At 70.7% G+C, this 22,636-nt stretch carries 23 protein-coding genes and 1 pseudogene; 16 read left to right on the top strand and 8 right to left on the bottom strand.

Annotated elements, in window-relative coordinates:
* Window positions 1-3 precede the first annotated feature (3 nt).
* The 6 genes from ACEZDE_RS10420 to ACEZDE_RS10395 all read left to right on the top strand — a co-directional run bounded on the left by ACEZDE_RS10420 (window position 4) and on the right by ACEZDE_RS10395 (window position 5,542).
* A complete protein-coding gene (locus tag ACEZDE_RS10420; RefSeq protein WP_380534831.1) occupies window positions 4-1,629 on the top strand; it encodes a hypothetical protein in 1,626 nt (541 codons plus the stop codon).
* 38 nt (window positions 1,630-1,667) lie between these two features.
* Window positions 1,668-2,624, top strand: a complete 957-nt coding sequence (locus ACEZDE_RS10415; protein ID WP_380534829.1) for a YihY/virulence factor BrkB family protein — start codon at window positions 1,668-1,670, stop codon at window positions 2,622-2,624.
* A gap of 49 nt (window positions 2,625-2,673) precedes the next feature.
* The gene (locus ACEZDE_RS10410) at window positions 2,674-3,369 is read left to right on the top strand and encodes a response regulator transcription factor (protein WP_380534827.1); all 696 of its coding nucleotides are present in this window, start codon (window positions 2,674-2,676) and stop codon (window positions 3,367-3,369) included.
* Entirely contained in the window at window positions 3,366-4,796 is a 1,431-nt protein-coding gene (locus tag ACEZDE_RS10405; protein WP_380534825.1) for a sensor histidine kinase, read from the top strand. Before ACEZDE_RS10410 ends, ACEZDE_RS10405 begins: the two co-directional genes overlap by 4 nt.
* A gap of 78 nt (window positions 4,797-4,874) precedes the next feature.
* Window positions 4,875-5,306: a hypothetical protein gene (locus ACEZDE_RS10400; protein ID WP_380534823.1), complete on the top strand. Its 432-nt coding sequence runs from the start codon at window positions 4,875-4,877 to the stop codon at window positions 5,304-5,306.
* On the top strand, window positions 5,306-5,542 hold the full coding sequence (locus ACEZDE_RS10395) for a hypothetical protein (RefSeq protein WP_380534821.1): 237 nt from the start codon (window positions 5,306-5,308) through the stop codon (window positions 5,540-5,542). Before ACEZDE_RS10400 ends, ACEZDE_RS10395 begins: the two co-directional genes overlap by 1 nt.
* A gap of 10 nt (window positions 5,543-5,552) precedes the next feature.
* Here ACEZDE_RS10395 and ACEZDE_RS10390 read toward each other — a convergent pair whose 3' ends face one another.
* A complete protein-coding gene (locus ACEZDE_RS10390) occupies window positions 5,553-6,800 on the bottom strand; it encodes a D-alanyl-D-alanine carboxypeptidase family protein (protein ID WP_380534819.1) in 1,248 nt (415 codons plus the stop codon).
* A gap of 555 nt (window positions 6,801-7,355) precedes the next feature.
* On the opposite strand from ACEZDE_RS10390, the gene ACEZDE_RS10385 reads away from it, so the two are divergent.
* The 4 genes from ACEZDE_RS10385 (at window position 7,356) to ACEZDE_RS10370 (ending at window position 9,700) form a co-directional block, all read left to right on the top strand.
* Window positions 7,356-8,111: a DUF6879 family protein gene (locus tag ACEZDE_RS10385; protein ID WP_380534817.1), complete on the top strand. Its 756-nt coding sequence runs from the start codon at window positions 7,356-7,358 to the stop codon at window positions 8,109-8,111.
* Window positions 8,108-8,947 (top strand): helix-turn-helix domain-containing protein, encoded by an 840-nt coding sequence (locus ACEZDE_RS10380; protein ID WP_380534815.1) that lies wholly within the window; start codon window positions 8,108-8,110, stop codon window positions 8,945-8,947. The genes ACEZDE_RS10385 and ACEZDE_RS10380 overlap by 4 nt, the downstream gene beginning before the upstream one ends.
* Before the next feature lie 86 nt (window positions 8,948-9,033).
* A complete protein-coding gene (locus tag ACEZDE_RS10375) occupies window positions 9,034-9,252 on the top strand; it encodes a hypothetical protein (RefSeq protein ID WP_380534813.1) in 219 nt (72 codons plus the stop codon).
* 193 nt (window positions 9,253-9,445) lie between these two features.
* Window positions 9,446-9,700: a DUF7848 domain-containing protein gene (locus ACEZDE_RS10370; RefSeq protein WP_380534811.1), complete on the top strand. Its 255-nt coding sequence runs from the start codon at window positions 9,446-9,448 to the stop codon at window positions 9,698-9,700.
* On the opposite strand, the gene ACEZDE_RS10365 is transcribed toward ACEZDE_RS10370, so the two are convergent.
* Window positions 9,694-9,930 (bottom strand): SCO4848 family membrane protein, encoded by a 237-nt coding sequence (locus ACEZDE_RS10365; protein ID WP_380534809.1) that lies wholly within the window; start codon window positions 9,928-9,930, stop codon window positions 9,694-9,696. The two genes, ACEZDE_RS10370 and ACEZDE_RS10365, sit on opposite strands and share 7 nt — an antisense overlap.
* Before the next feature lie 121 nt (window positions 9,931-10,051).
* On the opposite strand from ACEZDE_RS10365, the pseudogene ACEZDE_RS10360 reads away from it, so the two are divergent.
* Window positions 10,052-10,237 (top strand): annotated as a pseudogene (locus tag ACEZDE_RS10360) (SCO4848 family membrane protein); the annotation flags it as partial.
* A gap of 39 nt (window positions 10,238-10,276) precedes the next feature.
* Here the strand turns inward: ACEZDE_RS10360 and ACEZDE_RS10355 are convergent.
* The 6 genes from ACEZDE_RS10355 to ACEZDE_RS10330 form a co-directional block, all read right to left on the bottom strand.
* Window positions 10,277-11,062 (bottom strand): succinate dehydrogenase iron-sulfur subunit, encoded by a 786-nt coding sequence (locus ACEZDE_RS10355; protein WP_380534807.1) that lies wholly within the window; start codon window positions 11,060-11,062, stop codon window positions 10,277-10,279.
* Entirely contained in the window at window positions 11,062-12,816 is a 1,755-nt protein-coding gene (gene sdhA, locus ACEZDE_RS10350) for a succinate dehydrogenase flavoprotein subunit (protein WP_380534805.1), read from the bottom strand. The genes ACEZDE_RS10355 and sdhA overlap by 1 nt, the downstream gene beginning before the upstream one ends.
* A gap of 28 nt (window positions 12,817-12,844) precedes the next feature.
* On the bottom strand, window positions 12,845-13,315 hold the full coding sequence (locus ACEZDE_RS10345) for a succinate dehydrogenase hydrophobic membrane anchor subunit (RefSeq protein ID WP_380534803.1): 471 nt from the start codon (window positions 13,313-13,315) through the stop codon (window positions 12,845-12,847).
* 12 nt (window positions 13,316-13,327) lie between these two features.
* Window positions 13,328-13,702 (bottom strand): succinate dehydrogenase, cytochrome b556 subunit, encoded by a 375-nt coding sequence (gene sdhC / locus ACEZDE_RS10340; RefSeq protein ID WP_380534802.1) that lies wholly within the window; start codon window positions 13,700-13,702, stop codon window positions 13,328-13,330.
* 232 nt (window positions 13,703-13,934) lie between these two features.
* Window positions 13,935-14,456: a 2-oxo-4-hydroxy-4-carboxy-5-ureidoimidazoline decarboxylase gene (locus ACEZDE_RS10335; RefSeq protein ID WP_380535132.1), complete on the bottom strand. Its 522-nt coding sequence runs from the start codon at window positions 14,454-14,456 to the stop codon at window positions 13,935-13,937.
* A gap of 331 nt (window positions 14,457-14,787) precedes the next feature.
* Window positions 14,788-15,570, bottom strand: a complete 783-nt coding sequence (locus ACEZDE_RS10330; protein ID WP_380534800.1) for an SDR family oxidoreductase — start codon at window positions 15,568-15,570, stop codon at window positions 14,788-14,790.
* 240 nt (window positions 15,571-15,810) lie between these two features.
* Between ACEZDE_RS10330 and ACEZDE_RS10325 the strand changes: the two genes are divergently transcribed.
* The 5 genes from ACEZDE_RS10325 to ACEZDE_RS10305 all read left to right on the top strand — a co-directional run bounded on the left by ACEZDE_RS10325 (window position 15,811) and on the right by ACEZDE_RS10305 (window position 22,633).
* On the top strand, window positions 15,811-17,031 hold the full coding sequence (locus tag ACEZDE_RS10325; RefSeq protein WP_380534798.1) for an amidohydrolase: 1,221 nt from the start codon (window positions 15,811-15,813) through the stop codon (window positions 17,029-17,031).
* Window positions 17,032-17,208: 177 nt separating this feature from the next.
* Window positions 17,209-18,318 carry a BMP family lipoprotein gene (locus ACEZDE_RS10320; RefSeq protein WP_380534796.1) on the top strand — a complete coding sequence of 370 codons (1,110 nt, stop codon included), beginning with the start codon at window positions 17,209-17,211 and terminating at the stop codon, window positions 18,316-18,318.
* Between the two features lie 129 nt (window positions 18,319-18,447).
* Window positions 18,448-19,995, top strand: a complete 1,548-nt coding sequence (locus tag ACEZDE_RS10315) for an ABC transporter ATP-binding protein (protein ID WP_380534795.1) — start codon at window positions 18,448-18,450, stop codon at window positions 19,993-19,995.
* Entirely contained in the window at window positions 19,992-21,332 is a 1,341-nt protein-coding gene (locus ACEZDE_RS10310; protein ID WP_380534793.1) for an ABC transporter permease, read from the top strand. Before ACEZDE_RS10315 ends, ACEZDE_RS10310 begins: the two co-directional genes overlap by 4 nt.
* On the top strand, window positions 21,329-22,633 hold the full coding sequence (locus ACEZDE_RS10305) for an ABC transporter permease (RefSeq protein WP_380534791.1): 1,305 nt from the start codon (window positions 21,329-21,331) through the stop codon (window positions 22,631-22,633). The genes ACEZDE_RS10310 and ACEZDE_RS10305 overlap by 4 nt, the downstream gene beginning before the upstream one ends.
* Window positions 22,634-22,636: the final 3 nt, after the last annotated feature.

Here is a 22,636-nt window from a genome sequence, read left to right as displayed (position 1 = left end):
GCCATGCCGACCGCCGTCCGAGCCGTGACCCGTGGATGGGGCCGCCTGTCGGCCTCGGGCAGGCTGGCGCTCTCCGTCTTCCTGCTGTGCCAGGCGGTGCTGCTGGTGCACTGGGCCGCCTTCTACCCCGCCCTGTACAGCCCGGACTCGTTCACCTACGTCTGGCAGGTGAGCACTGGCAACTGGGTCTCCGACCACTCGATCGCCTATGACGCGCTGATCTGGCTGTCGCTGAAGGGCACCGGCAGCGTCGCGGTGCTGACCCTGCTGCAGACGCTGACCGCCTCGCTGTTCCTGGCGGACATCGCGGTCTCGCTGCACCGGATCGGGGTGCGCGCCCGCTGGACCGTGGCCGCGGCGGTGGCCGCCGTGGTGATGCCCTCGATGGGCACCTTCATGGTGTTCCTGTGGAAGGACGTCCCCTACGTCCTGTTCTCGATGCTGGTGTTCTCCGGCTGCATCCGGGCCGGCGAGTTCGCCGCGGCCCGGGTGAAGCAGGCGCGGGCCACCGGGGTCCGGGTCAAGGCCGTGCCGCTGGACCGCCCGGCGGCCAGGGCCGCGCTGTGGCGGGTCACCGCCGGGTTCACCGGGATCCTGGTGTTCCGCAACAACGGCTACCCGGCGATCATCATCATCGCCGTCGGACTGCTGCTGCTGGTCCGCGGCCTCGGCCTGAAGTTCCTGGTGGCCGGGATCGCCACCACGGTGATGGCGCTGGTGCTGACCCTGTTCGTGTACCCGGCGGTGGGCGTCAAGCTCCCGCACGAGGACGCGGTGATCGCGCTGAACGTGGCCGACATCGCGGTGGCCTACAAGGAGTCGCCCTCCTCGTTCACCCCGGCCGACCTCAAGGTGATGGAGGCGGTCGCCCCGCTGTCGCACTGGAAGGGCCGGGCCGCGAACTGCTGGGACGCCGACTGGGCGATGGCGCCGCCGATGAACCGTCCGGCGGTCACCGCCAACGGCTCGGAGCTGCTGTCGCTGTGGAGCCGGGTGCTGACCCGGACCCCGCAGGACGTGATCGGGGCCCGGCTGTGCCGCTCGCAGATCGCCTGGGGGATCACCTCGGGTCCGAAGAGCCTGCAGGGCGAGACCAACATCAAGATCCCCTGGGTGACCAAGTCGATGCTGCACTGGACCTACGACCACGCCAACTGGTCGTACCACGGCACCAACATCAAGCAGAGCCCGTACTACCACGTGCTGAAGAAGCAGACCCCGCTCTCGGACCGGCTGAACAAGTGGGAGCGCACCTACTCCCTCGACAGCGCGACCATGGCCTGGCAGTGGTTCGTCTGGCGCGGCGCGATCTGGGCCTACCTCTGCTACGCGCTGGTGCTGCGGGTGGCCTGGGTCCGCCGGAGCAAGGTCTGGCTGACGTTGCTGCTGCCGACGCTCGGGCTGCAGCTCACCGTGATCGCGGCGAACCCGGCGCAGGTGTGGCGGTACATGGCGGGCCCGCTGATCATCGGTGTGATGTCGCTGCCGCTGGCCACCGTCACCCGGCGCAGGGACCGCGCCCTGGCCGCGTCCGTGCCGGAGCAGGACTCCGCCGGGGACGCCGCCCGGGATGTCGCCGTCCCCGGGCAGTCCGGACAGGAGATCATCGCCACAGGGCAGCCATCCTGACGAGGGTTCAGGAGCCCTGAAGCGGACAGGGGACCACCGTGGACTGGTTGACCCGCCTTCCGGTGATCGGCCCGGTGGTCGCCTGGGTGCTGGACACCCGGCCCTACCGGGTCTACCGGCACTTCAGCGACGCCGGCGGCAACCGGCTGGCCGGCGCGGTCACCTTCTTCGGCTTCCTGGCGCTGTTCCCGCTGCTCACCGTGGCGATGGCGATCGCCGCCGCGACGCTGACCTCCGGGCGGGTGCAGGAGTTCCAGCGCAGCATCGAGAAGCAGGTCCCCTCGCTGGCGCACTCGCTGGACCTGGACTCGCTGGTCCGCCACTCCGGGACGGTCGGCCTGGTCGGCGGGGCGCTGCTGCTGGTCTCCGGGCTCGGCTGGGTGGACACCACCCGGGTCTGCATCAGGACGGTGTGGCGGCTGCCGATCGAGCCGGGCAACCCGGTGCTGCGGAAGCTGCTGGACGTCGGCGTGTTGATCGGGCTCGGCCTGGTCGGCGCGGTCTCGGTGGCCGCCTCCGCGCTCACCACCGCGCTCACCGGCCAGGCCGCCCGCTGGGTCGGGATCGAGCACTCCAGCTGGGGCGCCGCGCTGCTGGGCGCGGCCGGGTTCGTGATCGCGGTGGGCGCGGACATGCTGATGTTCGGGTACCTGCTGGTCGGGCTGCCGCGGATCCCCGGCCAGCGGAAGCGGGTGGTGCTCCAGGGCGCGCTGCTGGGCGCGGTCGGCTTCGAGCTGCTGAAGCTGCTGCTGTCGGCGTACCTGCGGAATGTCGCCGGGAAGAGCATGTACGGGGCCTTCGGCACACCGGTGGCGCTGCTGCTGTGGATCGACTTCATCTTCCGCTGGCTGCTGTTCTGCGTGGCCTGGACCGCGCTGGCGGACCCGGTCGCCGCCGCGGTGCGGGCCCGGGACCGGGCCCAGGAGGCGCTGACCGCGGCCGACGAGATGGAGGACCAGGTGCTGGCTCGGCAGCCCCGGTCGGGGAAGCGCTGACCGGCTCTGGCAGGGTGGCCCCCCACGACGGTGCTGAGGAGGTGCGGCGATGGCGGGTCAGGAACGCGGCCGGGTGCTCGTGGTGGACGACGACGCGGCGATCCGCCGCTCGCTGGAGCGCGGCCTGCGGCTGAGCGGCTTCGCGGTGGTGCTGGCCGACGGCGGGCTGACCGCCCTGGCCGCGGTGCAGCGGACCCCGCCGGACGTGCTGGTGCTGGACGTGTCGATGCCGGACCTGGACGGGACCGAGGTCTGCCGCAGGCTCCGCGCTGCGGGGGACGAGACCCCGGTGCTGATGCTGTCCGCGCTGGACCAGCTGGAGGACCGGCTGGCCGGGCTGCAGGCCGGCGCCGACGACTACCTGGTGAAGCCGTTCGCGCTGCAGGAGCTGGTGCTGCGGCTGCACGCGCTGCTCCGGCGCAGGCCGCCGCGGGCGACCGAGCGGCTCGGCGTCGGCCCGCTCACGGTCGACCCGGCCACCCGGGAGGTGCACTGGGACGGGGAGCCGGTGGAACTGACCCGCCGTGAGTTCGAGCTGCTGGAGGCGCTGACCCGGAACGCCGGCCTGGTGCTGACCCGGGACCAGCTGCTGGACCGGGTCTGGGGCTACGACTTCGACGTCCGCACCGATGTGGTCGACACCTTCGTCAGCTATCTGCGCCGCAAGCTGGAGGCCGGCGGAAGGCCCCGGCTGCTGCACACGGTGCGCGGGGTCGGCTTCGTCCTGCGGGGGGAGCAGCAGTGAGGCTGTCCACCAGGATCGCCCTGGTCACCGCGGCGATCGTGCCGGTGATGGTGCTGCTGGCCGGGCTGCTGCTGCTCGGCCTGGTGAACCGGGACCTGCACGCGGGCCAGGACGGGCGGCTGCGCGACCGGGCCGCCTCGGCGCTGGTCCTGGCCAGGGCCGCGCTGCGGGCCGAGCAGACCGGGCGGGTCAGGGCCGAGGCCACCCAGCGGCAGCGGCTCTCCAGCGCCGCGCTGACCGGCGGGGTCCGGCTGACCGACGCGGACGGCGCGGTACTGGTCGCCGAGGGGCCGCAGCCGGGGGCGTCGGTCCCGCTGCCTCCCGCCGCCGCGTCCGGGCCGGTGACGGTCAGGGACGGCGGCACCGGCTGGCGGGTGTTCGCGCTGCCGGTGACCCGGACCACCGGGCAGCCGCCGGGCACGCTGTGGCTGTTCGCCCCGGTCTCCGAGGTCAGCGCCGAGGTCTCGGCGGTGCGGCGGCGGATCGTGCTGGTGGCGCTGGTCGCCGCGCCGCTCGGCGGGCTGCTCGCGTTCGGCGTGGCCGAGCGGGTGGCCCGTCCGCTGCGCACCCTGCGCCGCCGGACCAGCGGCCTGGACCCGGACGACCCGGCCACCAGGCTCAGCCTGGACGAGCGGGCCACCGGTGTCGCCGAGGTGGACGAGCTGGCGCTGACCCTGCGCACCGTGCTGCACCGCTACGACGCCCAGGCGGCCAGGACCGCCGAGGCGCTGGAGACCGCGCGGGCCTTCGCCGCGTCCGCCTCGCACGAGCTGCGCACCCCGCTGATGAGCATGCGCACCAACCTGGACATCCTGGCCGAGCACCCCGGGCTGGGCCCGCGTGAGCGCGCCGAGGTGCTGGACGACCTGCACACCGAGCACGCCCGGATCCAGGGCCTGCTCACCGCGCTGCGCTCGCTGGCCCAGGGCGACCTGGTCGAGGCGGACGCCTTCCACGGAGTGGACCTGGCCGAGCTGGTCGAGGCCGCGGTCTCGGACGCCCGCCGCCGCGAGCCGCGGGCGGGTCTCCAGGTACGGGCGGCGTCGGTGCCGAGGCTGCGCGGCTGGGAGCCGGGGCTGCGGATGGCGGTGGACAACCTGCTGGCCAACGCCCTGGTGCACGGCGGCGGCCGGGTCCTGGTCGAGCTGCGGGCGGAGGGCGGCGAGGCGGTGCTGACGGTGGACGACGAGGGGCCCGGCGTCCCGGTCGGGCAGCGCGAGGCGGTGTTCCAGCGGTTCGCCCGCGGGCCGGGCAGTCCCGGCTCCGGCCTCGGGCTGACCCTGGTGGCCCAGCAGATCGCGCTGCACGGCGGGACGGTCCGGCTCACCGACCCGCCGTCCGGGCGTGGCGCCAGGGCCGAGGTCCGGCTGCCGCTGACCGCCCCGGCCACGCTGGGCCCGCGCCGGGGCTGGCTCACCGCCACATGATTTCCACAAGGAGGCTTCCTACGCTCACCGCGAGCGCCGCACCGGCGGCGTTCTGACGATGTGTGAGGAGACCCTCCGATGCCCGTCCGACGTACCACCGCCCTCGGCTCGGCCTGCGCCGGGCTCGCCCTCGCCGGCGCCCTGCTGGCCGGCGGCAGCCCCGCCGTGGCCGCGTCCACGACGCCGTCCACCGCCCCGTCCGCCGGATCCGCCGCCAAGGACCCGGCCCAGGCGCAGGCGAAGGCGGTCTGCGCCCGCGCCCCCAAGGTCGACGCCAGGCTCACCCGGGCGCTGGACCGGCTGCACGGGTCGGCGCACGAGCGCGGCTCGATCGCCAGGATGCAGAAGCGGGTGGACCTGGCCAAGTCGGCCGGGCAGACCGCGATCGCGACCTACCTCGGCGACCGGCTGACCAACCGGCAGAACCTGGTCGGCACGCTGACCACCCGGCAGACCGACCTCAAGTCGGTGGAGACCTGGTGCACCGCCAACAACCTCGGACCGCGCTGATGCCCGCCCCGGCGCTGCGCCGCGGCGCGGTGCTGGCCGCGGCGGCGGCGCTGGCGGCGGTCGCGCTGACCGGCTGCTCCGGCCACGGCGGCGGGGCCGCGTCAGGACCCGCGCCCGGCGCGTCGCCGAGCGGGGTCTCGGCCGCGACGGTGCAGCAGATGCAGCACGTGGTGGACGCGGCCCAGTCCGCCGCCGACGCGGCGGACTCCGACGCCGCCAGCGACCCCGGGAACTAGCCCGGTCGGGTCAGTCCAGCGGGTCGGCCAGCACCCGGCCGCGGCTGCCGCGGCGGCGGCGGGTGACCACCACCGCCCCGACGGCCCCGGCCAGCACCACCGCGGCGGCGACGCCGGCCTCGGTGCGGGTCAGCCCGCCGATCCCGGCGGACGAGCCGGAGGCGTCCAGCGGCCCGCCCGGGGCCTTCGCCACCGGGGCCGGGGTCGCCGTGCTGACGGCGGGGGCCAGCTCGGGAACGGCCGAGTTCAGGTTGCCGACCGGGGTGGTCCTGCCGTCGGCGGCGAAGCCCCAGTCCAGCAGCTGCGCGGCCTCGGTGTAGACCCCGTCAGGGACGTCGCTCTGCGGGTTCATCACCGCGACCAGGATGCTGTGGCCGCCCCGCTTCGCGGCCACCACCAGGGTGTTCCCGGCGTTGGTGGTGTAGCCGTTCTTGCCGCCGAGCAGGCCGGCGTAGCGCGGCACCCCGTTGATCCCGCCGAGCATCCGGTCGGTGTTGTCGATCTCGAAGGGCTTGCCCTTGGTGTTCGGGCCGCCGGGGAACTCCGCCTTGGCGGTGGAGCAGTAGCGGGCGAAGTCGGGGTTCTTCAGACCCTGCCGGGCGAACAGGCTCAGGTCGAACGCCGAGGAGACCTGCCCCGGCATGTCGTAGCCGTCGGGGGAGACCACATGGGTGTCGCGCGCGCCCAGCGCCACCGCCTCGGCCTGCATCTGCGTCACGGTGGTGGCGACCCCGCCGTTCATCGCCGCGAGCACGTGCACCGCGTCGTTGCCCGAGCGCAGGAACACGCCCAGCCACAGGTCGCTGACCTTGTAGGTCTTTCCGGGGAGCACCCCGACCAGGCTGCTGCCCTCGCCCATACCGGCCAGGTCGGAGTCGAGCACCTTGTGGGTGGCGGTGCTCGGGATCTTCGGCAGCACGGTGTCGGCGAACAGCGTCTTCAGGGTGCTCGCCGGGGGCAGCGCCCAGTGCGGGTTCTTCGCCGCGAGGATCGCGCCGGTGTCCAGGTCCGAGACCATCCAGGACAGCGCCGACACCTTGCCGGGCACCGGCGGGGTCCCCGGCAGCCGGCTCACCTGCACCCCGGGCAGTGCCAGCTTCGGACCGCCGAGGTCGGACATCCGCGCGGGCGGCTGCTTGGCCTTCGGCTTGGGGTTCACCCGCGGGGCGGCCGTCGCCGGAGCCGCGCCGAGCAGCCCGACGGTCAGCGCCAGGGCGGCGGCGGTGGTCCTTGCGGCGATACGAAGTTCGATGTGCACGGATCGACCGTACCCAATCCTTCCGGTCATACGAACGGCACCCGGGTAATAACCCCCGGATGCCGCACCGGAGAATCGTCACATGAGACTGAGTCGCCGTGCCTCCTGGTTCCTCACCGCCTTCGGTGCGTGGAGCCTCTGGATCTGGATCACCTTCCAGACGACGCGTCACAACAGGGCAAACGTTGATTGATGCGGCACTAGCTCCGTAGTAGTGGTGGGCGGGGTCAAAGTCTGGCGGTTTCGCGCTGGAGACCCGGCCCCGTACGACGGCACAGAAAATCGCGAAACTATGACCGGGGGTATGGCGCATGACTGCCGGACCCTACCCGGCGTCGCCGAGGTGACCAGCGCTTTCGAGGACATGCTGGACCGGCGTGCCCGACGCGACGAGCCCGACCCTACGTGACCCCTTGCCCCCCGTCCCGACCCTCACCGGTCGTGGCGGGGGCTTTCTTCGTCGCGGGCACACGAGAATAATCAAGAATCATTACTGACAGCAGGGCTGCTGTGGCTCATCGTGAACCTGTTCTGTTCGGCGAGAGGGGAGCGAGCATGGCACGACGCTTGAGGGTGCTTGGCAGCACGTCAGGGGTGGGCGACTGCCCGACGCTGTACGAGGACCTGGACACGGGCGAGGTCGTCGTACAGGGCGACGCCGTGACCGACCCGAACGATGTAGCGCAGCTCAGGTACGTGAAGGACGGTGAAGGCTTCGTCGTCGTCCCCCGCGCGCTGCTGGTCAACTTCGCACCGAAGGATGCGGAGGACTACGTGCCGGAGTTCGTCCCTCAGAAGAAGATCAGCGAGTTCATCAACGACGGCTTCGAGCACACCGCTTGGCGACTGGAGACCCGAACCGGCTATCTCTCCGATCAGGAGATGCCGTCATACGAGGAGTTCCTGAGGACAGGCGACACGGCGGGGGAGGTCGGCCACCCGTGGTTCGACAACGTCCGGCGCATGGTCGGCAACGGCAAGCGCTTCGAACGGGTCCGACTCGTGGACTCGCCGCCGACGGTCGGTCAGCGGTACCTGCTGGCGTGTGCTCGCACCAACGTGGCAGCCGGTGAGGACATCCGGTACCTGTGGCGTGCCGACGCCGAGCAGTACGGGGTGAACCTGTCGGACTTCTGGCTGTTCGACTCGCGGACCGTCGCGCGTTTCCACTTCGAGGGAGAACGCACCATCGGCATGGAACTGATCACGGACCCGGCTGAGGTGCTGCGCGCCTGTCAGGTACGAGACGTCGCATGGCACCATGCGACGCCGTACAGCGCGTTCAGGACTCAGGTACCGTCCGCTGAGTGAGCACCGACTTCCAGCAGGCCCGGCTGTCCCTCGGCGTGCGGCTTCGAGAGTTGCGCGTCGAGGGCGGGTCTACCGGCCGACAGTTGGCCGACCGGTTGGGCTGGACACAGTCCAAGGTCAGCAAGCTGGAGAACGGCAAGCAGACGCCGACCCTTGCTGATCTTGCGGCGTGGGCTGAGGGCACGGGGCACCCCGAAGCGACGGCGGAACTGATCGGCCGGCTCCGTGGGCTTGAGACGCAGTACCGGTCATGGCGTCGGCAACTTGCGGGCGGGTACCGTGCGGTCCAGGAGGCCCACCGGGTGCAGGCCCGCAAGACCCAGACGCGCAAGAGCTTCGATCCGGCGTTGATCCCTGGCCTCTTGCAGACGGCTGACTATGCCCGTGATGTTCTGACGAGGTACGCGGCGATCCACACTGCTCCGCGTGACATCGAAGCCGCCGTGCAGGCGCGCATGGGTCGCCAGGACATCCTCAGCGACCAGACCCGGAGCTTTCGCTTCCTTCTCTGGGAAGGGGCGCTCCGTGCCCGCCCCTGTCCGCCGGCTGTCTTGTCGGCCCAGCTCGATCGTCTCGCCGCACGTCTCGGTTCCGGGCATGTGCGCGTCGGGATCATCCCCTTCGAAGCGGACATGAACGTGCCCGCTGGCGTCGGCTTCTCCATCCATGATGATGAACTGGTGATCACTGAGGCGTGGCACGCCGAGATGTGGCTCGACGATCCGGAGGACGTGGCGCTCCACCTACGGGCATGGGAAGCGCTGGAGCGAAACGCTGTCACCGGCCCCGACGCCCACCGGCTGATCATCCGGGCAAAACGGGCTCTGGGCGCGTAAGAATATCCACGAATCAAGCCCCACCTGCTGACTCCTGCTTACCTACCGTTCTGCTCAAGGATTCCCCTGGCAGCGGGAGCAAGCCCATGACGACGAATCAGCAGGAACTCAAGAACGACCCCTATCGGCTGGCCATCGTCGCCGCCGAACGTCTGCGGGCGGCCCTGGCGATACACGGTCTGGCGATTCCCTCGCTGCGCGGCAGCCACCCGGCGCGTGACGTCCCGTTCGTAGAGCTGGGCGGTTGCTCCGCCGAGGCGGCGGAGGCGCTGGCGTCGGTGCTGGAGAAGGCGGCGGAGCGGTGACCGTGCGGCCCCGGCGCTCCGGCTGCTGCCTGGACGACACTCTCCCGTCGATGCACCGAGTCTGCTCCGGAGCGTTCACCGAGCAGCGCCCGACCAGCAGTCCGGAGCGGGTGCGGTGCAGTTGCCCCTGCCATACGCCCTCAGGAGCAGCGCTGCGCGAAGAATCCGGCCGCTGCTCCGCCGAGGTGGCGTGATGGGCAGCCGGCAGGTCTTCCGCTTTCGGAACTACGAGATCAAGCCTGACCTGACCGGGCTGCCCTTGCTAGCTGCCGTGTGCGTCTCCGGGGAAGAGACCGAGTGCGGAGCAGCGTCGGAGGAGCAGACGGACCCGGAGAAGGTCGGCCGTTGGATCGCCCAGCATCTCCAGGACACCGGGCATGACCGGTACCAGCGCCGATACGCCGACTACGTGACCGCTTGCCTCGGTGAGTGGGACGTAGGTCACTGAACCCGGAGAGCCCTGACGCCACGGAGGCCGATCACGCCGATGGCCGTTCCGAAGCAGAACGACACGATCGCCAGCAGCAGGTGAATGTAGAAGTAGGCGGTCGGGTTGCCGTTGTGGAAGGCAAGGCCGCTGGCGTCCTTGACGAGGTTCTTGGCGAAGGTCACCCACACCACCCACGACCAGACGCCGAACGCGAGAAGGAACCAGGAAACGGGGCGGCTGAGCTTCATCGAGCTTCCTTCGGGCAAGGGCTTTGTACCCCATCAGTATGGGACGGCAGACCTCGGTGATGACCATCGGGGTCGATGGCGCTCTGACATGATGGTTGTCATCGGCTGAACGACCTTCTTCAAGAACCTCTGGGCCGACGGCGAGGGCCTGGCCTTCGTGGGCGGCGACCACGGGCGGCCGACCGCGTACTTCTGGATCCACGCCGCGCTGGCGGCGGCGTCGCTGCTGCTCGGCCTGGTGGTCGGCTCGCTCGGGGTGCGCAGCCTGCTGAACGCGCGGAAGGCCGGCCACTCCGTAGCGGAGTGACCGGCCTCACAGGACCGCGGGAGCGGAACCGCCGGAAGGCTAGAAGCGGCGCGTCACCAGGGCGCGCTTCACTTCCTGGATCGCCTTGGTGACCTCGATGCCGCGCGGGCAGGCGTCGGTGCAGTTGAAGGTGGTCCGGCAGCGCCAGACCCCGTCCCGGTCGTTGAGGATCTCAAGCCGCTGCGCCGCGCCCTCGTCGCGCGAGTCGAAGATGAAGCGGTGCGCGTTGACGATCGCGGCCGGGCCGAAGTACTGCCCGTCGTTCCAGAACACCGGGCAGGACGTGGTGCACGCGGCGCAGAGGATGCACTTGGTGGTGTCCTCGAAGCGCTGCACGTCCTCCTCGGACTGGATCCGCTCCCGGGTCGGCTCGTTCCCGGTGGTGATCAGGAACGGCATCACGTCGCGGTAGGCCTGGAAGAACGGGTCCATGTCCACGACCAGGTCCTTCAGGACCGTCAGGCCCTTGATGGGCTCGATCGTGATCGGCTTCTCCGGCGAGACGTCCTTGATCAGCGTCTTGCAGGCGAGCCGGTTCTTGCCGTTGATCCGCATGGCGTCCGAGCCGCAGACACCGTGCGCGCAGGAGCGACGGTACGTCAGCGTGCCGTCCTGCTCCCACTTCACCGTGTTGATCGCGTCCAGGACCCGGATCTTGGGGTCGACCGTCAGCTGGTAGTCCACCCAGACCGCGTCCGGGTGCTCCTCCGGGTTGAACCGGCGGATCCGCAGGGTGATGGTGACCAGCTTGACCTCGCCCGACTCGGCGGCGTCCAGGCCGGCCGAGTGGTGCGCGGAGGCGTCTTCGATCGTGGGGGTGCTCATCAGTACTTACGCTCCATCGGCTGGTAGCGGGTCACCACGACCGGCTTGTAGTCCAGGCGGATGCTGTCCTTGCCGTCGGCGTCCACCTCGCGGTACGCCATGGTGTGCTGCATGAAGTTGACGTCGTCGCGGGTCGGGTAGTCCTCGCGGAAGTGGCCGCCGCGCGACTCCTTCCGGGCGAGTCCGGAGACCGCGGTGACCTCGGCCAGGTCGAGCAGGTTGCCCAGCTCGACGGCTTCCAGCAGGTCGGTGTTGTACCGCTGGCCCTTGTCCATCACCGAGATGTTCTTGTACCGCTCCTTCAGCGCGTGGATGTCCGCCACGGCCTGCTTCAGGGTCGACTCGGTGCGGTACACCATCGAGTTGGTGTCCATGGACTGCTGCAGCTCGCTGCGGATGTCGGAGACCCGCTCGGTGCCGCTGCCGTTGCGGATCCGCTCCAGCTGCGCGACCACCAGGGACTCCGGGTTTTCCGGGAGCTCCACGTACTCGGCGGTGGCGGCGTACTCGGCGGCGGCGATGCCCGCCCGGCGGCCGAACACGTTGATGTCCAGCAGCGAGTTGGTGCCGAGCCGGTTGGCGCCGTGCACCGACACGCAGGCCACCTCGCCCGCGGCGTAGAGGCCGGGCACGACGGTGTCGTTGTCCAGCAGCACCTCGCCCTGGACGTTGGTGGGGATGCCGCCCATGGCGTAGTGCGCGGTCGGCTGGATCGGGATCGGGTCGGTGTAGGGCTCGATGCCGAGGTAGGTGCGCGCGAACTCGGTGATGTCCGGGAGCTTGGCGTCCAGCTGCTCCGGCGGAAGGTGCGTCAGGTCCAGGTAGACGTGGTCGCCGTCCAGGCCGCAGCCGCGGCCCTCGCGGATCTCGGTGTAGATGGCCCGGGAGACCACGTCGCGGGAGGCGAGGTCCTTCATCACCGGCGCGTACTTCTCCATGAAGCGCTCGCCGTCCTTGTTGCGGAGGATGCCGCCCTCACCGCGGGCGCCCTCCGTCAGCAGGATGCCCATCCGCCAGATGCCCGTCGGGTGGAACTGGAAGAACTCCATGTCCTCCAGCGGCAGCCCGCGCCGGAACGCGGCGGCCTGGCCGTCGCCGGTCAGCGTGTGCGCGTTGGAGGTGACCTTGAAGAACTTTCCGTTGCCGCCGGAGGCGAAGATGACCGCCTTGGCCTGGAAGACGTGGATCTCGCCGGTGGCCAGCTCGTAGGCGACCACGCCCGCGGTCTTCTTCACCCCGTCCACGTCGGCCAGCAGCAGGTCCAGGACGTAGAACTCGTTGAAGAACTCCACGCCCTCCTTGACGCAGTTCTGATAGAGCGTCTGCAGGATCATGTGGCCGGTGCGGTCCGCGGCGTAGCAGGAGCGGCGGACCGCCGCCTTGCCGTGGTCCCGGGTGTGGCCGCCGAAGCGGCGCTGGTCGATCCGGCCCTCGGGCGTCCGGTTGAACGGCAGGCCCATCTTCTCCAGGTCGAGGACCGCGTCGATGGCCTCCTTCGCCAGGATCTCGGCGGCGTCCTGGTCGACCAGGTAGTCACCGCCCTTGACGGTGTCGAAGGTGTGCCACTCCCAGTTGTCCTCCTCGACGTTGGCGAGGGCGGCGGCCATGCCGCCCTGGGCCGCGCCGGTGTGGGACCGGGTGGGGTAGAGCTTGGTCAGCACGGCGGTGCGGCTGCGCTTGGTCGACTCGATGGCCGCGCGCATTCCGGCGCCGCCGGCGCCGACGATGACGGTGTCGTACTTGTGTACCTGCATGTCAGTCTGCTGCCTCGTCCGTCCGCGCTCAGCTGATGTTCGGGTCGAAGGTGAAGATCACCAGGGTGCCCAGCAGCACGGTGAACACCGTGGCGGTCACCAGCAGGAGCTTCAGCCAGAGCCGGGTGGTGTCGCGCTCGGCGTAGTCGTTGATGACCGTGCGCATGCCGTTGGCGCCGTGGAGCATCGCCAGCCACAGCATCAGCAGGTCCCAGCCCTGCCAGAACGGCGAGGCCCAGCGACCGGCCACGAAGGCGAAGCTGATCTTGCTGACGCCGCCGTCCAGGGTCAGCTGGATGATCAGGTGACCGATCACCAGGAACACCAGCACGATGCCGGACAGGCGCATGAACAGCCAGGCCAGCATCTCGAAGTTGGTGCGGGACTTGCGGCCGTTGTTCCGCTTGGTGCGGGAGCGCGGCGGCTCGATCAGGAACGCGGACGGGTCGGCGACCTGGCCGCCGTCCACGAGCTCGATGCTGTCGGTCTCGATTGCCATCTCTCGCCTCCCCTAGAACCAGTCGCGCAGGGTCGCCTGCAGGATCGGGTAGAACGCACCCGCCATGCAGAGCACCCACACGGTCAGCACGGTCCACAGCATCTGCCGCTGGTACTTGGGACCCTTCGCCCAGAAGTCCACCGCGATGACCCGGAGGCCGTTCAGCGCGTGGAACAGGATGGCGGCGGTGAGGCCGTACTCCATCAGGTTGACGGGCCAGGTCTTGTACGTCGCGATCGTGCTGTTGTAGGCCTGCGGTGAGACCCGGACAAGAGCGGTGTCGAGGACGTGGGCGAACAGGAAGAAGAAGATGAGGACGCCGGTGACTCGATGAGCCACCCACGACCACATGCCTTCCCGGCCGCGGTACAGCGTTCCAGCCGGCACGGAACAACCCTCCGGAAGCGGGGCGGGGGCTCGTCCGGCATCAGCGTCGGTCGGCCCGGCCGGGTATGGTCCACCGGCCCCGGCCATCGTAGCCACGCGAGCAGGCACTCAGCCCGCCGGGGGTCCATCGGATGATCAAACAGCCCTGCCCGGCGTAACGGCCGGAGGGTTCTGTACTGCCGTCCTGACCGGCCCCGGGGCCGACGGTGTGGGAGAGATCACCCCCGGTGTCTCATGTTGCCGCCGAGGCGTGAGACGCCACCAGATGCTCCAACCGGCTCAGTGCGATCCGGCGCAGCTCCTCGGCGGCGGTGCTGCGCTCCTCGTCCGGGTCGTTGCCGAGCCTGGCCCTGATGCTGGCCAGGACCTGATCCAGCGTCTCCTCCGGCGGGCAGTCGTCCAGGAAGACCACGAACACATGGCCGAACCGTGCCTCGTAGGCGGCGTGCGCCGCCTGCAGCGCGGTGTGCGCGGCCTGGCTGCCGGGCGCGCGCATCCCCAGCAGCGACTGCGGCATGCAGCTCTCGTCCGTCAACGCCTCCGCCAGGTCGCTGAAGGAGAGGTCGTACGAGGCCTCGCTGGCCGCGGCGAGCAGCGAGGAGACGGTCGGGTACGGGCGGTGCAGCGCCAGCCGCAGCGCCCAGCGGCGGCTTCCGCAGCAGGCGAGCAGGGCTTCTTCGGCGGCGCCGAGGGAGGCCTCGTTGAACCGCCGCAGACCCGGGCCGCCGGGTGTGCGCGGCTGCTGCGCCGGAATGTCACTGGTCAGCGGGTCCTCCTCAGTCGTGCGTTGCGGGGCGGGCGCGCGTTGGTGAGGCTATCGGGAGTCCGCCGTCGCGTTCCGGCCTGCTTGTGGAGGGTGCGACGGCGGGGCGACGGTTCCGGTTCCGTGCCGTTTCGGGGGCCGCGGGAGCGGACCAGGGCTCAGAGCCCTTGCCGTGCAAGGCAATACCAGCTTCGCGGCCCTGTTGCCGCTGGGATAAGCATTCACTCGAATTGGCTATCAAGTCGAGACCCTTACACCCGAATGATGGGACGGCTTCGGGAAGGTGACCGGCCAGTGCCCCGGATGTTCGTGCCCCGGATGTTCAGTGCTCCCGGTGCACCTTGTGCGCGGCGGCCTGCGCCCGCGGCCGGACCACCAGCAGGTCGACGTTCACATGGGCCGGGCGGGTGACCGTCCAGGCGACGGTGTCGGCCACGTCCTCCGCGGTCAGCGGCTCGGCCACGCCCGCGTACACCGCGGCGGCCTTGTCCGCGTCGCCCTCGAACCGGGTCAGCGCGAACTCGTCGGTGCGGACCATGCCCGGGGCGATCTCGACCACCCGGACCGGCTCGGGGACCAGTTCCAGCCGCAGCGTGCCGGCGATGGCGTGCGCCCCGGCCTTGGCGGCGACATAGCCGCCGCCGCCCTCGTAGGGGACGAACGCGGCGGTGGAGCTGAGCACCAGCACCGTCCCGGCCCCGCTCGCCCGCAGCGCGGGCAGCAGCGCCTGGGTCACCTGGAGCACGCCGAGCACGTTGACCTCGTACATCCGGCGCCAGTCGGCCGGGTCGCCGTTCTCCACGGTGTCCGCGCCGAAGGCCCCGCCGGCATTGTTGACCAGCACGTCCACCCGGCCGAAGTCCCGTTCGACGGCGGCGGCGAAGGCGTCCACGGCCGGACGGTCGGTCACGTCCAGCGGGTAGGCCCGCGCCGCCGGGCCGATCTCCTCGGCCAACCGCTCGATCCGGTCGGCGCGGCGGGCGGCCAGCGCCACCCGGAAGCCCTCGGCGGCCAGCCGCCGCGCGGTGGCCGCGCCGATCCCGCTGCTGGCCCCGGTGACCACGGCCACCTTCCCTGTCGCCGTGTCGCCCGATCGGTCCGTCATCTGCCGCGCTCCGTCCGTCCTCTACCCCGTGTCGAGATCATCGTAGGACGGTGGCCGTGCCCTCGTGGGCGGGCGGGTCGTTGTCCGTTTGTCCGGCACCCGATCGGGAGGGGAGAGAACCCCGTGTCATACCCATCACCGGGCGGTCCATGCGCCGAGCGGGGGACGGATTCCCCGTACGGCGGCGTCGATTCCAGGGAAGCCCTGCCCCAACCGCCCCAGGGCCGTAGGCTTGCCGGGGTGAACCAGTCAGCTGACGCCCCCTCCGTCCAGCCCCCCGCCGGTCCCTTCCACGCGCGGGTGAGCGCGCTGCTGCCCGAGCTGATCGCGATCCGCCGGGATCTGCACATGCACCCCGAGCTGGGCCGACAGGAGGTCCGCACCACCGCGCTGCTGGTCGAGCGGCTGGAGCGGGCCGGCCTCACCGCCCGGGTGCTCCCCGGCGGGACCGGGCTGATCTGCGACATCCTCCCCGAGGGCGCCCCGGCCGACGCCCCGCTGCTGGCGTTCCGCGCGGACATCGACGCGCTGCCGATCGACGACGCCAAGCCGGAGGCCGTCCCCTACCGTTCGACCGTCCCCGGGCGGGCGCACGCCTGCGGGCACGACGTGCACACCGCGGTGGTGCTCGGGCTGGCGCTGCTGCTGGCCGAGGAGCGCGCGGCCGGGCGGCTGGGCCGGGCGGTGCGGCTGGTGTTCCAGCCGGCCGAGGAGGTCATGCCCGGCGGCGCGCTGGACGTGATCGCGGCCGGCGGGATGGAGCGGGTCGAGCGGATCTTCGCGGTGCACTGCGACCCCAAGGTGGAGACTGGCCGGATCGGCCTCAAGGTCGGCGCGATCACCTCGGCCTGCGACAAGCTGGACATCGCACTGGACGGCCCCGGCGGGCACACCGCCCGCCCGCACCTGACCACCGATCTGGTGATGGCGATCGCCAAGCTGGCCGCCGAGCTGCCGAACGCGCTGGGCCGTCGGATGGACCCGCGCTGGGGGGTCAGCCTGGTCTGGGGCCGGATCGCCGGCGGCTCGGCCGCCAACGTCATCCCGCAGAGCGCCGAACTGGAGGGAACGGTCCGCTCGCTGGAGCTGGACGGCTGGCGCGAGGCGCCGGGCGCGATCGAGGAGCTGGTCGGCCAGATCGCCGAGACCTACCGGGCGAAGTGGGTGGTCGACTACCACCGCGGCGTCCCGCCGGTGGTGAACGAGGCGGTCTCGACCCGGATGCTCGGCGACGCGATGGAGCGCGGCTTCGGCCCCGGCCGGATCGAGGGCACCGAGCAGAGCCTCGGCGGCGAGGACTTCTCCTGGTACCTGGAGCACGCCCCGGGCGCGCTGGCCCGGCTCGGCGTCCGGCACCCGGACGAGTCGGGATCGCGCGACCTGCACCAGGGCACCTTCGACGCCGACGAGAACGCCATCGCGGTCGGTGTGGAGCTGTTCGCGGCCCTCGCATTGGAGTGATTTCCAGGCCTGGCCACCCTGATGTGCCGTGTTCCGCACGGGCTGTTTGCGACGATCTGATAACGCCGACGCATACGTAACACAATCGTGTTCTACGCGCGTTAACGTCGCCTTCAATCCGCGCCGTGGCTCGCTGCAACCGAGCTCTGGGACGTCGGCTCTTATCAGGAGGAATCGATGAAGAAGCCCCTCGCGCTCGTAGCGCTCACGGCCGTGGTCGCCCTGACCGCTTCGGCCTGTGGATCGAAGCCGGTGTCGACCTCGGGTTCGGGTTCGACCGCCAGCAGCGGCTCCAGCTCCGCGGCCAAGGCCGCCGCGTTCAAGGCCTGTATGGTCACCGACACCGGCGGTCTCGACGACCACTCGTTCAACGCCGAGTCCTGGGCCGGCATGCAGGACGCGGCCAAGTCGGACTCGGGCATCACCGTCCAGAACGCCACCTCGGCCACCGAGAACGACTACGCCAGCAACATCGCCGGCTTCGTCTCGGCCGGCTGCAAGCTGATCGTGACGGTCGGTTTCGCGATGGACACCGCGACCACCGCCTCGGCGAAGAAGAACCCGAACCAGGACTACGCGATCGTGGACAACGCCTCCTCGCCGACCCAGGTCCAGGGCCTGGAGTTCAACACCGCGCAGGGCGCCTTCCTCGGCGGCTACTTCGCCGCGGGGATGACCAAGACCGGCAAGGTCGCGACCTTCGGCGGCGCCAACTACCCGACCGTGACCGTCTACATGGACGGCTTCTGGGAGGGCGTGCAGTACTACAACCAGAAGCACAACACCAAGGTCCAGGTCCTCGGTTGGGACGAGACCAAGAAGTCGGGCACCTTCGACCCGACCCAGAGCTTCACCGACCAGGCCGGCGGCAAGCAGATCGCGGCCACCTTCCAGTCGCAGGGCGCGGACATCATCTTCCCGGTGGCCGGCGGCACCGGCATCGGCGCGCTGGCCCAGGCCAAGGCCAGCGGCGGCAAGATGAACGCGATCTGGGTGGACGACGACGGCGTCGTCTCCAACCCGACCTACGCCTCGGTCATCATGACCTCGGTGACCAAGGGCATCGCCAGCGCCGTCTCCACCGCGGTGACCGACGCGGCCAAGGGCAGCTTCTCGTCCACCCCGTACATCGGCACGCTGGCCAACAACGGCACCGGCCTGGCCCCGTTCCACGACTTCTCGTCGAAGGTCCCGGCGACCCTGAGCACCGAGCTGGACCAGGTGAAGCAGGACATCATCAGCGGCACCATCAAGATCACCTCGAAGAACCAGCCCACCGCCGGCTGACCGAGGAACCCGCGAGGCGGGCGCGTCCGACGCGCCCGCCTTGTTCCCTGCCAGGCAAGACCTCGACAGCTTTCGCCGACCGACAACGATGTGCGGCGCAGAGGGGTGTGTTCACTAGTGCGTCTTGAATTGCGCGGTATCACCAAGCGATTCGGTTCGCTGGTCGCCAACGACCACATCGACCTGACCGTCGAACCCGGCGAGATCCACTGCCTGCTGGGGGAGAACGGGGCCGGCAAGTCCACGCTGATGAACGTCCTCTACGGGCTGCACCAGCCGGACGAGGGCGAGATCCTGGTCGACGGAGCCGCCACCACCGTCAACAGCCCGCGGGACGCCATCGCCCACGGCATCGGCATGGTGCACCAGCACTTCATGCTGGTCCCGGTGTTCACCGTGGCCGAGAACGTGATCCTGGGCGACGAGTCCGAGTTCGGCGCCAAGCGCGGCCCGCTGGGCGTGCTGGACCGCCGCCGGGCCCGCGCCCACGTCCGCGAGGTGTCCGAGCGCTTCGGCCTGCCGGTCGACCCGGACGCCCTGGTCGAGGACCTGCCGGTCGGCGTGCAGCAGCGGGTGGAGATCGTCAAGGCGCTGGTGCGGGACGCCCAGACGCTGATCCTGGACGAGCCCACCGCGGTGCTGACCCCGCAGGAGATCGAGGACCTCTTCACGGTCATGAACGCGCTGCGCGAGGCCGGCAAGTCCATCGTCTTCATCACCCACAAGCTCAAAGAGGTCAAGGCGATCGCCGACCGGATCACCGTGATCCGCCGCGGCGCGGTGGTCGGCCAGGCCTCGCCGTCGTCCAGCGAGCAGGAGTTGGCCTCGCTGATGGTCGGCCGCTCGGTGCAGCTGGTGGTCGACAAGCAGCCGGCCGCGCCGGGCGCCCCGTCCTTCCAGGTGGACCGGCTCACCGTCCGGGACCAGCACGGCAACGCCGCGGTCGACGACGTCTCGTTCACGGTCAGGGACGGCGAGATCCTCGGCATCGCGGGTGTCCAGGGCAACGGGCAGTCCGAGCTGGCCGAGGCGATCCTCGGGCTGCTGCCGGTCGAGTCCGGCTCGATCACCCTGGACGGCACCGGCCTGGTCGGGCTGACGCCGCGGCAGACCCTGAACGCCGGAGTCGGGTTCATCCCCGAGGACCGCGGCCACGACGGCGTGGTGGGCGAGTTCACGGTCGCCGAGAACCTGGTGCTCGACCTCTACAACGAGGCGCCGTTCGGCAAGGGCCTCTCGCTGGACCTCGGCGAGATCCAGAAGAACGCGCGGCACCGGATCGAGGAGTTCGACATCCGGCCCACCGAGCCCGCGCACCCGGCGGGCAAGCTGTCCGGCGGCAACCAGCAGAAGGTGGTGGTGGCCCGGGAGCTGTCCCGGCCGCTGCGGCTGCTGGTCGCCTCGCAGCCCACCCGCGGCGTGGACGTCGGCGCGATGGAGTTCATCCACAAGCGGATCGTCGCCGAACGCGACCAGGGCCGACCGGTGGTGGTGGTCTCCACCGAACTGGACGAGGTGCTCGCGCTCGCCGACGCCGTCGCCGTGATGTACCGCGGAAAGATCGTCGCGACGGTGCCGCCGACCACCTCACGGGAAGAGATCGGCCTGCTGATGGCTGGGATCACCGACGACGACTCAGCCACGACCAGCCCGAGCACGGGGGAGACGACCTCATGACCACGCCGCAGCCCGCCTCCGGGTCCTCCCCGGCCTCCGGTGCGTCGCCGGTCGGCGAGCCGTCCGGGCCCGCCGACGACCGCAGCCTGACGACCGTGCTCCGCAACGTCTTCACCGCCGAGAACTCCTGGCTGGTGACGCTGCTCGCGATCGTGCTCTCGCTGGTCGTCGGCGCGGTGCTGATCGTGCTGTCGAACACCGCGACCATGGACCAGGCCTCCTACTTCTTCGCGAGCCCCGGCGACTTCCTCTCCTCGGCCTGGGACGACATCTCCAGCGCCTACGGCTCGCTGTTCCGGGGCGCGGTGTTCGACCCGGCGACGGTGTCCGGCACCCCGGCCCAGTTCTTCGGCCCGATCACCAACACCCTGGAGTACGCCACCCCGCTGATCTTCGGCGGCCTCGGCGTCTCGATCGCCTTCCGGGCCGGGATGTTCAACATCGGCGGCCAGGGCCAGCTGATCATCGGCGCCATCTTCACCTCCTACGTGGCCTTCTCCTGGACCGCGCTGCCGGGGGTGCTGCACGTCGCCGCCGCGGTGCTGGCCGGGCTGGTCGGCGGTCTGCTCTACGGCGGCGTGGTCGGCTGGCTCAAGGCCAGGCGCGGCGCGCACGAGGTGATCGTCACCATCATGCTCAACTACGTGGCCTACCTGCTGCTCGGCGGCTGGCTGCTGAACACCTCGGTGTTCCACGACCCCAAGGACGCGGGCCAGGCGATCTCCAAGCCGGCCGATCCGGGCGCGGTGCTGCCGCACCTGTTCGGCTCGTCCCTGAACACCGACTTCGGGTTGCTGCTGGCGCTGGTCGCGACCTTCGCCACCGCCTGGTTCTTCAAGCGCTCCAAGCTCGGCTTCGAGGTCCGGGCGGTGGGTCTCACCCCCAGCGCCGCGCGCACCGCGGGCATCAACGTGCGCCGGGTGCAGATCGCCTCGATGCTGATCTCCGGGGCGATGATGGGCATGATCGGGGTCACCCAGACCATCGGTCTGTCGAATCCCAACAACAACTCGATCGCCCCCAACATCGACGCCGGCCTCGGCTTCACCGCGATCACCGTCGCCCTGCTCGGACGCACCAAGCCGTGGGGCGTGGTCTGGGCCGCGCTGCTGTTCGGCGCGCTCCAGGCCGGAGGCGCGCTGATGCAGACCCAGGCCCAGGTCTCGATCGAGATCATCACCGTGATCCAGGCCCTGATCGTCATCTTCGTCGCGGCCCCGCGGCTGGTGAAGGAGATCTTCCGGCTGCGCGCGACCCGCGTCGAGGCCGGACCCCCGCCGCCGACCCCGGTGAGCCCCGACCCCTTCCACGCGCCCTCTGCCGGAGGCCAGGCATGACCACCGCCACCACCCTCACCCCCGGCGACGCCGCGCCCGTCGGCACCGCCGCGTCCGGCGACCGGTCCAAGCTGATCGGCGGCATCGCCCAGGCCGTCGTCGGCGCGTACGGACTGTGGGCCTTCGGCCTCGGCGCGCGCACCGCGCACGGCGCGCACACCCTGTTCGCGCTGAAGCTGGACCCCAACGCCAGCGGGCTCGGCCCGCTGCACGTCCCGGCGCAGGCGGCCGCGATCACGCTGGCGGCGATCGCCATCGTCTGCGGCCTGGTCCGGGCCTTCCTGCCGATCTCGGCGAAGACCCAGCGCTGGCTGGCGGTCGGCTACTTCGCCTCGTTCGTGCTCTCGTTCCTGGTCTGGGCCGCGGCCGGGACCAGCAGCGGGCTCAACGTCCCCTCGATCATCCAGCTGACCGCGACCGGCTCGGTGCCGCTGGTGCTGGGCGCGATGAGCGCGCTGCTCAGCGAGCGCTCCGGGGTGGTCAACATCGCGGTCGAGGGCCAGTTCCTGTTCGGCGCCTTCGCCGCGGCGCTGACCGCGTCGATGACCCAGTCGGTCTGGGCCGGGCTGGTCGCGGGCTGCCTGGGCGGCGCGCTGATGTGCGCGCTGCTCTCGGTGTTCGCCAACCGCTACCTGATCGAGCAGGTCGTCCTCGGCGTGGTGCTCAACCTGCTCGCCTCCGGCGTCACCGGCTTCCTCTACGACCGGCTGATGTCGACCGACGGCGCCACCTACAACTCGCCGCCCGCCTTCCAGTCGATCTCCATCCCCGGGCTGTCCTCGATCCCGGTCATCGGCGCGGCGCTGTTCAAGGAGAACATCGTCTTCTACGCCTGCTACCTGCTGGTCCCGGTGGTCTGGTTCATGCTCTTCCGGACCCGCTGGGGCCTGCGCACCCGCGCGGTCGGCGAGCACCCGACCGCGGCGGACACGGTCGGCATCAAGGTGGTCGGGCTGCGCTACCGCAACGTGATCACCGCGGGCCTGCTGTCCGGCCTCGGCGGGGTCTGGCTGACCCTCGGCCTGGCCAGCACCTTCGGCAAGGACATGAGCGACGGCAAGGGCTACATCGCCATCGCCGCACTGATCGTCGGCCGGTGGACCCCGCTGGGCTCGCTGGGCGCGGCGGTGCTGTTCGGCTTCGCCACCGAGCTGAACATCGTGCTGTCCTCGCTGAACACGCCGATCCCCGGCGCGTTCCTGTCGATGGCCCCCTACCTGGTCACCATCCTGGTGGTGGCCGCGCTGGGCGGCCGGACCAGGCCGCCGGCGGCCTCGGGCAAGCCGTACACCAAGGGCTGACGC

It is taken from the genome of Streptacidiphilus cavernicola (assembly GCF_042510955.1).
GTDB classification, from domain to species: domain Bacteria; phylum Actinomycetota; class Actinomycetes; order Streptomycetales; family Streptomycetaceae; genus Streptacidiphilus; species Streptacidiphilus cavernicola.
Note: the sequence above shows the minus strand (reverse complement) of the source record. Positions and strands in the feature narration are given on the sequence as shown.